Genomic DNA, 12360 nt, shown 5'->3' on the forward strand with positions numbered 1-12360 from the left:
GTCCCAGCCTAAAGTTCAGCTCGCGTCGCCGCCCTCGTGGCCCGGGATCGCCCGCAGCGCGGCCCGCAGCTCGGCGCGACTGGTGACGCCGAGCTTGGCGTAGATCCGCTGAAGGTGGTTCTCCACGGTGCGGGCCGACAGGTAGAGCCGGTCGGCGATGGCCTTGCTGGTCGCCCCCTCGGCGGCGAGCCGGGCCACCTGCCACTCCCGCTCGGTCAGCACCGGAGCCCCGGCCCGCAGCGCCGGCGTGCGGATCAGGTCGCAGCGGTTCAACAGCGCCGCGAGGCGTTCCCGGGCCTCGTTGGCGGCGGCGGGCCGCTCCCGGCGCAGCCGGTGCAGCGCGGTGGCGGTCGCCTCGGCGGCGTAGAGGTTGAGATCGAGCGCGGCGAAGTCGTCGGCAACGGTGAGCAGGTCGGCCGCCGAGCCGGCGACCGCCGCCCGGGCGTGTCGGGCCAGCAGCGGCGGCAGCACCCCGTCGACCCGTTCGGAGAGTTCGGAGAGGCGCTGGGCGACGCTGCGCCGGCTGCCGTCCGAGCAGGTGGGCCCGACCGGCGCGGTTGCCTGGTCGAGTCGCACCAGGTCGTGCAGGACGTGCACCTCGTGGCCGGCGAAGTCGTCGGCGCGCAGCCGGTCGACCAGTTCGGTCAGCTGCTTCACCGCGCCCGGCAGGTCGCCGGCCGCGGCGAGCGCCGCACCGCGGGCCTGCTCCAGCCACGGATAGAGCACCGCCATGCCGGGGGCCTGGGTGCGGTCGGCCTCGGCCATCGCCTCGGCGGCCTGGGCCGCGTCGCCCCGCAGGGCGGCGGCCTGGGCCCGCTCGGCCTGGGCCAGCCCCGCGTAGACCCGGCTGGTGGCGAGCACCGCGCACGCGCCGAGGCTGGTCCGCAGCGCGGCGTCGCTCTGACCGCGCAGCCGGGCCGCGTACGCCTGGAGGATGGCCAGGTAGCCGGTGCCGAGCCGGAAGTCCCCGGCGCCGGCGAGGTCGGCGAACTCGTCGGCCACGATCGCGTCGATGCCGGCCAGGTCGCCGGCGAGGGTGAGCCGGGTGCCCCGGGCCAGCTCCAGGGCGAGCTGGAGGTATGGCATGTCGGCCCGCCACCGGGCCGCCTCGGAGTGCACCTGGTTGACCGCGGTGCCGCTGCGGCGCAGCTGCCCCTGCGCGGCCTGCAGGTAGGCGATCGTGCACCGGGCCAGCTCGCGCGCGGCGATGCTGGCCGCCGGGCGATCCAGCACGCCCTGGCTGAGCCGCAGCGCCGTGGCGGTGTCCAGCCGGTGCAGCCGCATGATCGCCTCGAACGCGCGGACCCGGGCCTGGTCGGCCGAGTCGGTCAGCTCGCCGGCACGTGCCGCGATCTCCTCCACCGTGGACTCCTGGCTCAACCCCCAGTAGGTCACCATTCCGCGCACCGTCAGCCAGCGGCTCAGCCGGCGACTGTCGGCCGAGCCGGGGGAGACCGCGTCGAGCACCTCGATCGCCTCCTCCGGCCGGTCGGCGAACATCAGGATGGTGGCCAGCAGCTCGGCCGCGTCGAACCCGCCGCCGGCTTCGAGCGCCGCGCGGGCCAGCCGGGTCGCCAGCGGTACGTCGTAGCGGCTGAACGCCTGCACGGCCGCGTCGAGCAGGAGCGCGGCGTCCTGGGCGGTGCCCGAGTCGAGCCGCCACACCGCCACCCGGAGCAGGTCGTCGCGGCGTCGCTTGCCCACCCGCTCCAGCAACTCGGCGAGGTGGGCCTGCAACCGGCGGGTCCGGCTGACCGGGCAGCGGCGGCGCATCACCTCGCCGTAGAGCGGGTGCGCGAGCCGGACGTTGGTCCGCCGGTCGTGCTGGATCACCGAGATCAGGCCCCGCTCCTCGGCGACCTCCACGTCGGTCGGGTCGACGGCCTGGTTGAGCAGTTGCAGGCCGAGCGGTTCACCGAACGCGACCAGCTCGACGACCGCCCGGACGCCGGGGGTGAGCTGGCCGATCCGGATGTCGATCAGGTCGGTCAGGTTCGGCGCCAGCTCCAGCCGCCCGGTCCACTTCCAGATCCCGTACGTGCGGGTCAGCTCCTCGCTGCCGGAGGCGGCGTGCACCAGCTCGCGCAGCAGCAGCGGGTTGCCGGCGGAGAGCCGACCCAGCCGGTCGGCGGAGCCGGCGTCGACCGGGCCGCCGAGGATCGCGGCGAGCAGCCCGGCGGTCTCCGCCGGCGCCATCGGGCTCAGCTCGGCGTTCTCCACCAGGTCGTCGGTCCAGAGTGCCCGGATCGGCAGCGGGATCTGCTCGCCGTTGCGCAGCGTGCCGATCACGGTGGCGTTCTCGGCCCGGGCCACCAGGTGCACGAGCGCGGCCGACGGCGGGTCGAGCAGGTGCGCGTCGTCGATGGCGAGCACGATGCGCCGCCCGGCCGCCTGCTGCTGGAGCACGTCCAGCGCCCAGCGCAGGATGCCGGCCGGCGACAGGCCCTGCGGCTGCTCCGCGGGGAGCACCTGGACCAGCCCGCCGAACGGCAGCGCCGCGGTGGTGGCGCTGGCGGCGATGGACCAGATCGCGTAGCGGTCGGTGGGCAGCGCAGCCACGCCCTCGCGCAGCAGGCGGCTCTTGCCGATGCCCGCGTTGCCGCTGTAGAAGAGCCCTCGACCCTCGGTGCCGGTCACCGCCGACAGGAGACGGTTGAGCTCATCCGTTCGGCCGACGAATTTCCACCGACTCATCCGGGCAGCATATCCATCGAAATCGGTCCGCGTGCATACCGTCACGCACCGAAGTTGAGTAATCTCGCGATTACTCGTGAGTACCCGAAGTGTTCCGCCCGGACCCCGGGTCGCTCGTAGTCTTCCGGCATCCGGGTTGACTCGCCGGACAATCCACGCGGCCGGCCGCTGCCGGTCCGCCTGCCACGGGAGGTCGCCCTGATGAAGCCGGGTCCTCTCCCCTCGGTCGACATGCCTGACGACGTGCCGGGCTCCGCCGACCCGCCGCGCTGCGCGCCCCTGCCCACCCGGCTCGGGGTGACCGAACCGGGCCCCGAGGAGCCGCTCGGCGTGCTCGCCGTCGGCCCCGCGGGCGCCGGCCGGCGCGCCGTGCTCGCCACCCTGCTCGATCTCGACCCCGCCCTGCTCGCCGTGCCGGACGGCAGCTGGTTGGTGGCCCGGCACGCTGCGAAGCCCTCCCGCGCGGCGTACGTGCCGGGCTATCGCCAGCCGCACGCCTACGGCGCGGACCGCACGGCGGCCGGTCCCGCGCTGGCCCGCCCGCCGCGCCGGGTCGAGATCGGCCTGCCCGATCCGCTGCTGCGGCACTTCACCCTGGTCGACACGCTGGACACCGGCACCTTCGGCGTCGCCGGCGCCCGGGTGCTGATCGAGGCGGCCGGTCGGGCCGGGTCGCTGCTCTTCGTGATCGCCGCCGACCAGGCGTTCACCGCGGCGGAACTCAACCTGCTCGCCGAGGTCGCCCGCACCTCGGTCACGGTCTTCTTCGCGGTCACCCCCGGCTCGACCGGCTGGGCCGGGCCCGACAGCACGGCGACGACGGAGGACGCGGGGGCGTCCGTCCCGCCGTCCGGGGCCGGGTCCCCCTCACCCGGCCCCGCCGTGGATCCGGTCGCCGTGACCGTCGAGGCGCACCGGGCGGCGCTGCTCTCCGCGGTCCCCGCCCTCGCCGATGCCCGCTGGTTCGCGCCGCACCACCCCGCGGCCGTGGCCGACCTGCGCCGGGCGCTGGTCGGCTGGGCCGCCGACGAGGGCCTGCGCCGAGCCAGCTCCGACCCGCCGCTGCCGACGGGCGGTCACGTCCGGGTGAGCGTCGCCGCCGACCCGGGTGACTGGTCCGAGCGGCTCGACCGGCGGACCCGCTCCTGCACCCAGCGGATCCGCCAGCACCTCGCGCTGGAACTCGCCAACACGCACCTGCGGGTGGTCCAGGAGATCGTCTTCGGGGTCGGCTGCGCCGGGCTGCCCGAGCTGCTCGACCGCGAGATGGAGGCGCTGTCGCTGCTGGCCACCGCTCAGTGCGACCACGCGGTCCGGGGGATCATCGAGGAGATCACCGCCCGGGTTATCGGCGGCCCGCTGCCCGAGGGCGTGCACCAGCGGGTCACCCACGCGATGAGCTGGGGGCTGACCGAGGAGCGCGACCGCGCCGGCCGAGATCTCGACCGGGTGCTACTGGTCACCAGCACCGCCGGGGTGGCCGGGCTCTCCGGCGACGGCGCGATCGACGCGGTGGCCGGCTATCCGAGCCCCGCCCGCGCCGAGGTGCTTCCGCCGGTCGCCGTCGCCCTCTCCGGCGGCTGCTGGCAGCACTGGCGCAGCCCGGGCAACAACGATCCGAACGGCGCGCGGGCCTGGGCCCAGCGGGCGCTGCGGGAGGTCGAGCTGGAACTCGCCCGGGAGATCTCCCGGCGGTTCGAGGTGATCCGTCTCTCCCTGGGCGCGGTGCTCTCCGATGCGGTTGACCACGGCATCCTGCTCGCCTGAGGGCGCCCGAGACGTCCGGCCCGCCGGGCCCGCCCGCCCACCCCTCGGGCGCGGTCCCGGCGGGTCCGGGCCGCCCCCCGACGGCGATCCGCGCCCGGCCGGCGTTCCGGTTCCTCGGTTCCGGGAGACCGGTGGCACGATGGGGGGCATGGCGGCTCCGCAGGTTGCACCGGTCGAGACGCCGGCCACCGAAGAGGTGCCGGCCTCGGACCGGCCGTGGGTGACGATCGTGTGGGACGACCCGGTCAACCTGATGACGTACGTGACCTGGGTCTTCCAGAAGCTCTTCGGCTACAGCCGGGAGAAGGCCGAGGAGCTGATGCTGGACGTGCACCACAAGGGCCGCGCCGTGGTCTCCACCGGCGCCCGGGAGCGGATGGAGCACGACGCGTCGCAGCTGCACGCGTACGGGCTGTGGGCGACGGTGGACCGCTCGTGAGCATGTTCCGCAGGCAGAGTGGGCGCTACGTCGCCAGCTTCGCCGTCGACGAGGTGCGGGTGCTGCGCAAGGTCGCCGGTGAGGTGGTCGGTCTGCTCACCGACGGCTTCGACCACTCCGACCCGGTGGTCGGCCGGCTCTTTCCCGAGGTCTACCCGGACGACGCGGCCGGTGCCGAGGAGTTCCGCCGCTACACCGAGGGCGACCTCAAGACCGCGAAGATCGACCAGGCCGGCGCCATCCTGGCCGCGTTGCCCGACGAGGCCGGCGGCGAGGTGCGGCTGGACGCCGAGGCGGCCGAGGCGTGGCTGCGCGCGTTGAACGACGCCCGGCTCGCGATGGGCGTGCGGTTGGAGATCAAGGACGGAACGGACCTCGGCGAGGAGCTGGACGACGCGGTCGCCGAGGACCCGACCTCCAGCCGGGTGTTCCAACTGTCGGTATACGCATACCTCGGCTATCTGCAGGAGTCCCTGCTCAACGCCCTGATCGACGGGGCGTGACCGCCACCACTTCGGGCCCCCGGCCGCCAGGCGTTAGGCTGGGCAGCGTGCTGAGCATCGACCGGTCGATCGTCGACGCGATCGTGGCCCACGCTCGTCGGGACCACCCCGACGAGGCGTGCGGCGTCGTCGCCGGCGCCGCCGGCAGCGACAGCCCGACCCGGCACATCCCGATGGACAACGCGGCCCGCTCGATGACCTTCTACGAGTTCGACTCGATGGAGCAGCTGCGGGTGTGGCGCGAGATGGACGACCGGGACGAGGAGCCCGTCGTCATCTACCACTCGCACACCGCGACCGAGGCCTACCCGTCCCGCACAGACGTCTCCTTCGCCGGTGAGCCGGGTGCGCACTACGTGCTGGTCTCCACCCGGGAGCCGGACACCGAGGAGATCCGCTCGTTCCGGATCGTCGACGGTGTGGTGACCGAGGAGCCGGTCCGGATCGTGGAGGCCGGGGTGGACCCGCACGCCGTCCAGTCCTACATGTTCGGGCAGAGCCCGGCGACGGTCGACTACGAGTGTTCCGACCGCTGATCCCCCGCGGCGCACAACACCCGTCCACGTCCCGTCACCGAGGCACACTCGAAGAGGAGCACGACATCATGGCCATCGAGGTTCGCATCCCCACCATCCTGCGCAGCTACACCGGCGGCGCGAAGCTCGTCGAGGGCGCCGGCGACACCCTGAGCGACCTGCTCACCGACCTGGACTCGCGGCACGGCGGCCTGAAGGGCCGCCTGGTCACCGAGGCCGGAGCGCTGCACCGGTTCGTCAACGTCTACGTCAACGACGAGGACGTCCGGTTCCTGGGTTCGCTGGACGCCAAGCTCAACGACGGTGACAGCGTCACCATCCTGCCGGCGGTAGCCGGCGGCGCGTTCGGCTTCGCCGCCGCTGCGGCGATCGCGCAGCACAGCGCCGCCGCCGCGGCGATCGCGCAGCACAGCGCGGCGGTCGAGTCCGCGCCGGCGGCCCCGGGCCGTCGGGCCGTCGCCGGCCGCTGAGGCGGCCGCCATGGCGCGGTACGACAGTCTGCTCGACGCCTCCGGCGGCACACCCCTGGTCGGCCTGCCCCGGCTCTCGCCGACGGTGCCCGATCAGGCGCCGCCGGTGCGGCTCTGGGCCAAGCTGGAGGACCGGAATCCGACCGGCAGCATCAAGGACCGGGCGGCCCTGTTCATGGTCCGGGCGGCCGAGGAGGCCGGCCGGCTCCGGCCGGGCGACACGATCCTCGAGCCGACCAGCGGCAACACCGGCATCTCGCTGGCCATGGTGGCGAAGCTTCGCGGCTACCGGCTGGTCTGTGTGATGCCGGAGAACGTCTCGACCGAGCGGGTCCAGCTGCTCCGGATGTACGGCGCGGAGATCATCTTCTCGGCGGCGGCCGGTGGTTCGAACCAGGCGGTCGCCACGGCCAAGCAGATCGCGGCCGAGCACCCCGACTGGGTGATGCTCTTCCAGTACGGCAACGAGGCCAACGCCCGGGCGCACTACGAGACCACCGGCCCGGAGCTGCTGCACGATCTGCCCAGCATCACCCACTTCGTGGCCGGTCTGGGCACCACCGGCACGCTGATGGGCACCGGGCGCTACCTGCGGGAGAAGGTCGACGGCATCCAGATCGTCGCGGCGGAGCCGCGCTACGGCGAGCTGGTCTACGGCCTGCGCAACATCGACGAGGGCTACGTACCGGAGCTCTACGACGCCACCGTGCTGTCCCGGCGGTTCTCCGTCGGCACCCGGGACGCGGTGCTGCGCACCCGGCAGCTGGTCGAGGTGGAGGGGATCTTCGCCGGCTTCTCGACCGGCGCGATCCTGCACGCCGCGCTGGCGGTGGCCCACGAGGCGGTGCGCGAGGGCCGCGGCGCCGACGTGGCCTTCGTGGTCGCCGACGGCGGCTGGAAGTACCTCTCCACCGGGGCCTACGGCGGCACACTGGCCGATGCAGAGGACGCCCTCGACGGGCAGCTCTGGGCCTGAGCCCGACCACCGTCCGACGAAGCGGGGCCGCCGACGCGCGTCGGCGGCCCCGCCTCGTTCCGGCCGCCTCGGCGCCGGTCGGTCTGCGGCAGGTCCCGGGCGCCTCGGCTGCCCCACGGGCGGGCGCCGGCATCCAGATGCTCCTCACGCTCCGCAACGGTCGCGCCGGTGTCGGGTGCCCGCCCGGTGGTGGAGGTCCGGCGGTCCCGCCAGCCGGTGTCACCTTGGTGACAACTTCCAGCGGATGATTCTTGCGCCCCCGTGCTCCGGCGTAGGCTGCGCAGCGTGGCGTACGCGTCGGTAAAGATCATGAGCCGAGCAGCGGCCGGCGTGGCGACTACGCAGCGTGGCAGCGAGACCACTCGATGCGACTGACCGTCCTCGGCTGTGCGGGAAGTTTTCCCGGACCGGAGTCCCCCTGCTCGGCCTACCTGGTCGAAGCCGACGGTTTCCGGCTGTTGGTCGACTTCGGCCCCGGCTCGCTGTCCAGCCTGCAGCGCTACGCGGGGCTGCACGCCCCGGACGCGATCCTCCTCAGCCACCTGCACTGCGACCACATCCTCGACGCCGTGTCGTACGTGGTGGTCCGCCGGTACGCCCCGGACGGCCCCTACCCGGCCCTGCCGGTGTACGCCCCGTCCGGCGCGCCGGACCGGCTCAGCGCCGCCTACGGCGACGACGGCACGATGGACGACGTCTTCCAGTTCTACGGCTTGCAGCCCGGCACCTTCCCGATCGGGCCGTTCAGCGTCACCGTCGACCGGGTCAACCACCCCATCGAGACGTACGGGGTGCGGCTGGAGCACGACGGACGGGTGCTCTGCTACTCGTCCGACACCGCGCCCTGCGACGCGCTGCTGCGCCTCGCCCAGGACGCCGACGCCTTCCTCTGCGAGGCGAGCTACCTCGACGGCGTGGAGAACCCGCCGGATCTGCACCTGACCGGCCGGGAGGCCGGCGAGGCGGCGACCAAGGCGGGCGCACGCCGGCTGCTGCTCACCCACCTGGTGGCCGCCTGGGGCAGCGAGGCGCACACCGTCGAGTCGGCCGCCGCCGCGTACGCCGGCCCGCTCGAGGTCGTGCGGCCCGGCGCCAGCTACGACGTCTGACCCACCCCGGCGGCCCGTGCCCCCGCGCCGCGACCGCTCTTGCCGCATTGTTCGCCGGCCGGTCAGCGGCCGGTCGTCTGGCGCACCTGTGACACCCGCACGGTGTGGGCATGCGGATCGCCATCGTGACCGAGTCGTTCCCGCCGGACGTGAACGGCGTTGCGCACTCCGTCGTCCGGACCGCCGAGCACCTGGTCGCGTGCGGGCACCAGCCGTTGGTCATCGCCCCGGCCCCGCCGGGCGCCGCCCGGCACGACGCCGGCGCGTACCCGTACCCGGTGGTGCGGATCCCGAGTGTGCCGCTGCCCCGTTACCAGGGTTTCCGGCTGGGCGTGCCGACCACCACCCGGCTCGCCGGGGCGCTGCTGGCGCACGCGCCGGACGTCGTTCACCTGGCCAGCCCGTTCATCCTCGGCGGCCGGGCCGCCACGCTCGCCGCACGGCACGGCCTGCCGACGGTGGCCGTCTACCAGACCGACGTGGCGTCGTACGCCCGCGCGTACCGGGTCGGCTGGGGCGAGGCGGCCGCCTGGCGGCGGCTGCGCGAGATCCACAACTTGGCAGGGCGCACCCTCGCCCCGTCCACCCGGGCCGCCGCCGACCTGATCGCCAACGGGGTGCAGCGGATCTGGCTGTGGGGGCGCGGAGTGGACGCGGAACGCTTCCAGCCCGCGAAGCGCTCCGCCGAGCTGCGGGCCCGCCTCGCGCCCGACGGCGAGCTGCTGGTCGGCTACGTCGGCCGGCTCGCCCCGGAGAAGCGGGTCGACCTGCTGGCGGCGACCTCCCGGCTGCCCGGCGTACGGGTGGTGGTGGCCGGGGACGGCCCGGCCCGTCGGCAGCTGGCCCGGGCGCTGCCCGAGGTCACCTTCCTCGGCGTGCAGCACGGCGAGGACCTGGCCCGGCTCTACGCCAGCCTGGACGTCTTCGTGCACACCGGCCCGCACGAGACCTTCGGCCAGACCGTGCAGGAGGCGCTGGCCAGCGGGGTGCCGGTGGTCGCGCCGGCCGCCGGCGGACCGCTGGATCTGGTGGAGTCCGGGGTGACCGGGCTGCTGGTCCCGCCGGAGGACGGCGACGCGCTGGCCGCCGCGGTCGGTGAGCTCGGCGCGGACGAGGCACGCCGTCGCGGGTACGGGCTGGCCGCCCGGGCCGCGGTGCGCCGCCGCAGCTGGGCCGCGGTGGGTGACGAGCTGATCGGGCACTACCAGGCGGTCCGCTTCGGCCGGGCGGCCGTCGACCTGCCCGCCGCCTCATGACCGGGCGCGTCCCCAACGGCGGGCTGCGGATCGTCCGGCTGGCCAACTTCGTGACCGCCCGCTCCGGCGGCCTGCGGACGGCGTTGCGCCACCTCGGCGAGGGCTACCTCGCCGCCGGGCACGAGCCGGTGCTGGTCGTCCCCGGCCGGCGCGACGGCGACGAGCGGCACCCGTGGGGGCGGGTGGTCACCCTCGCCGGCCCGGAGCTGCCGGGCAGCGGTGGTTACCGACTGCTGATCGGCCGGCGTCGGCTGAGCCGGCTGCTGGCCGAGCTGGCACCCGACCGGCTGGAGGTCTCCGACCGGTTCACCCTGCGCTGGACCGGGAGCTGGGCCCGGGCGCACGCGGTGCCGGCGGTGATGGTCTCGCACGAGTCGCTGACCGGACTGCTCGGGCAGTGGGGCGTGCCGGACGGGCTGCGCCGGCCGATCGCCGACCGGCTCAACCGGCGCACCGCCCGGTCGTACGACCGGATCGTCTGCACCACCGGGTGGGCGGCGGAGGAGTTCACCCGGATCGGGGCGGGCAATGTGGAGCAGGTGCCGCTCGGCGTCGACCTGGACACCTTCGGACCGGACCGGGCCGACCCTGGCCTGCGTGCGCGGTACGCCGACCCCGCCGAGCTGCTGCTCGTGCACTGCGCCCGGTTGTCGGCCGAGAAACGCCCCGAACTGGCCGTCGACGCGCTCGCCGCGCTGCGCCGCGCGGGCGTGCCGGCGGTGCTGGTGATGGCCGGCGACGGCCCGATGCGATCGGCGCTGATCCGCCGGGCCGCCGGGCTGCCGGTGCGCTTCACCGGTTTCCTGCCCGATCGGCTCACCGTGGCCGGGCTGCTGGCCAGCGCGGACGTGGTCCTCGCGCCCGGACCGGTGGAGACCTTCGGCCTGGCCGGGCTGGAGGCATTGGCCAGCGGCACCCCGGTGGTGGTCAACGCCGCCAGCGCCCTGCCCGAGGTGGTCGGCCCGGCCGGACTGGCCGCGTACGGCTCGCCGGACGCCATCGCCGCCGCGGTGACCCGGTTGATTGCCCGCCCGGAGGCGCAGCGGCGCCGGGCGGCGCGGGCGCGCGCCGAGGAGTTCGGCTGGCCGGCGGCAGTGGCCGGATTCCTGCGGGTGCACGACGCGCAGCCGGCCCGGCCCACCGCTCCGGCCTGACCGATCGGGCAGGTCGGGACACCCCGGCGTGGTTGGATCACCGCACCGCATAGGGTGCAGGCATGGCGCGACCCGACGGGCGACGGCCCGACCAACTCCGACCGGTGACGTTGACCAGAGGCTGGAGCACCCATCCCGAGGGCTCCGTGCTCGTCGAGTTCGGCGCGACCCGGGTGCTCTGCACGGCGAGCGTGACCGAGGGGGTGCCCCGCTGGCGCAAGGGCTCCGGCCTCGGCTGGGTCACCGCCGAGTACGCGATGCTGCCCCGGGCCACCAACACCCGCTCCGACCGGGAGAGCGTCAAGGGGCGCGTCGGTGGGCGTACCCATGAGATCTCCCGGCTGATCGGCCGGAGCCTGCGCGCCTGCGTCGACCTGAAGGCGCTCGGTGAGAACTCGGTCGTGCTCGACTGCGACGTGCTCCAGGCCGACGGTGGCACCCGGACCGCGGCGATCACCGGGGCGTACGTGGCGCTGCACGACGCGGTGACCTGGCTGGCGCAGCGCAAGGCGCTCGCCGGCAAGCCGGCGTCGGTGATGCACCGGTCGGTGGCCGCGGTGAGCGTCGGCGTCATCGCCGGCGAGGCGCGCCTGGACCTCTGCTACGACGAGGACGTGGCCGCCGAGGTCGACATGAACGTGGTCTGCACCGGCACCGGCGAGTTCGTCGAGGTGCAGGGCACCGGAGAGGCGGGCGTGTTCGCCCGCGACCAGCTCGACGCGCTGCTCGACCTCGGCGTGGCGGGCTGCGCGGAACTGGCCGAAGCCCAGCGGAAGGCGCTCTCATGAACAAGGTGCTGCTCGCCACCCGTAACCAAAAGAAGCTGGTGGAACTCCAGCGGATCCTCGACGGCGCGCTCGGCGCGCACCGGATCGCCCTGGTCGGCCTCGACGACGTCGAGGAGTACCCGGAGCTGCCGGAGACCGGCCTGACCTTCGGCGAGAACGCGCTGATCAAGGCGCGGGAAGGGTTCCGCCGGACCGGCCTGCCCACCATCGCCGACGACTCCGGGCTGGCCGTCGACGCGCTGAACGGCATGCCCGGTGTGTTCAGCGCCCGGTGGGCCGGCCGGCACGGCGACGACCAGGCCAACCTCCAGCTGGTGCTGGACCAGATCGCCGACCTGCCGGACGAGAACCGGGGCGCCTCGTTCGTCTGCACGGTCGCTCTGGTGCTGCCCGGCGGCAAGGAGCACCTGGTGGACGGCCGGCAGTCCGGCCAGCTGCTGCGTGCCCCGCGCGGCGACGGCGGCTTCGGCTACGACCCGATCTTCCTGGGCGACGGACAGACCCGGACCAACGCCGAGCTGACCCCGCAGGAGAAGGACGCGATCAGCCACCGCGGCAAGGCACTGCGCGAGCTGGCCAAGCTGGTCGCCAAGGTGCTCCCGCCGAACGGCGGCTGAAGGCATCCGCTCTGACCTCGCCTGATGCCGCCCGGCCGCCGATCGCGGCCG

12 protein-coding genes are annotated in these 12360 nt (G+C 74.5%); 11 read left to right on the forward strand and 1 reads right to left on the reverse strand.

Going from position 1 to position 12360, the window contains the following annotated elements; all coding sequences use genetic code 11:
• Window positions 1–15: 15 nt before the first annotated feature.
• Window positions 16–2694: a LuxR C-terminal-related transcriptional regulator gene (locus ACIBBA_RS08065; RefSeq protein WP_396694923.1), complete on the reverse strand. Its 2679-nt coding sequence runs from the start codon at window positions 2692–2694 to the stop codon at window positions 16–18.
• Window positions 2695–2925: 231 nt separating this feature from the next.
• Between ACIBBA_RS08065 and ACIBBA_RS08070 the strand changes: the two genes are divergently transcribed.
• The 11 genes from ACIBBA_RS08070 to rdgB all read left to right on the forward strand — a co-directional run bounded on the left by ACIBBA_RS08070 (window position 2926) and on the right by rdgB (window position 12309).
• Window positions 2926–4461 carry a hypothetical protein gene (locus ACIBBA_RS08070; RefSeq protein ID WP_396694925.1) on the forward strand — a complete coding sequence of 512 codons (1536 nt, stop codon included), beginning with the start codon at window positions 2926–2928 and terminating at the stop codon, window positions 4459–4461.
• Between the two features lie 148 nt (window positions 4462–4609).
• Window positions 4610–4900: an ATP-dependent Clp protease adapter ClpS gene (clpS, locus tag ACIBBA_RS08075; protein ID WP_350869249.1), complete on the forward strand. Its 291-nt coding sequence runs from the start codon at window positions 4610–4612 to the stop codon at window positions 4898–4900.
• Window positions 4901–4902: 2 nt separating this feature from the next.
• On the forward strand, window positions 4903–5403 hold the full coding sequence (locus tag ACIBBA_RS08080) for a DUF2017 domain-containing protein (RefSeq protein ID WP_396694927.1): 501 nt from the start codon (window positions 4903–4905) through the stop codon (window positions 5401–5403).
• 47 nt (window positions 5404–5450) lie between these two features.
• A complete protein-coding gene (locus tag ACIBBA_RS08085; RefSeq protein ID WP_350869255.1) occupies window positions 5451–5939 on the forward strand; it encodes a M67 family metallopeptidase in 489 nt (162 codons plus the stop codon).
• Window positions 5940–6007: 68 nt separating this feature from the next.
• Window positions 6008–6409, forward strand: a complete 402-nt coding sequence (locus tag ACIBBA_RS08090) for a MoaD family protein (protein WP_396694930.1) — start codon at window positions 6008–6010, stop codon at window positions 6407–6409.
• Window positions 6410–6419: 10 nt separating this feature from the next.
• Entirely contained in the window at window positions 6420–7385 is a 966-nt protein-coding gene (locus tag ACIBBA_RS08095; protein WP_396694932.1) for a PLP-dependent cysteine synthase family protein, read from the forward strand.
• 365 nt (window positions 7386–7750) lie between these two features.
• Window positions 7751–8494, forward strand: coding sequence for an MBL fold metallo-hydrolase (locus ACIBBA_RS08100; RefSeq protein WP_396694934.1), 744 nt, complete (start codon window positions 7751–7753; stop codon window positions 8492–8494).
• Window positions 8495–8604: 110 nt separating this feature from the next.
• Complete coding sequence (locus tag ACIBBA_RS08105; RefSeq protein WP_396694936.1) at window positions 8605–9750, forward strand: glycosyltransferase family 4 protein; 1146 nt, start codon at window positions 8605–8607, stop codon at window positions 9748–9750.
• The gene (locus tag ACIBBA_RS08110; protein WP_396694938.1) at window positions 9747–10904 is read left to right on the forward strand and encodes a glycosyltransferase; all 1158 of its coding nucleotides are present in this window, start codon (window positions 9747–9749) and stop codon (window positions 10902–10904) included. Before ACIBBA_RS08105 ends, ACIBBA_RS08110 begins: the two co-directional genes overlap by 4 nt.
• A gap of 62 nt (window positions 10905–10966) precedes the next feature.
• Window positions 10967–11692, forward strand: a complete 726-nt coding sequence (gene rph, locus ACIBBA_RS08115) for a ribonuclease PH (protein WP_350869268.1) — start codon at window positions 10967–10969, stop codon at window positions 11690–11692.
• Complete coding sequence (gene rdgB, locus ACIBBA_RS08120) at window positions 11689–12309, forward strand: RdgB/HAM1 family non-canonical purine NTP pyrophosphatase (RefSeq protein WP_396694940.1); 621 nt, start codon at window positions 11689–11691, stop codon at window positions 12307–12309. Before rph ends, rdgB begins: the two co-directional genes overlap by 4 nt.
• The last annotated feature ends 51 nt before the right edge of the window (window positions 12310–12360 follow it).

This window comes from Micromonospora sp. NPDC051006 (genome assembly GCF_044456245.1).
Classification (GTDB): Bacteria; Actinomycetota; Actinomycetes; order Mycobacteriales; family Micromonosporaceae; genus Micromonospora.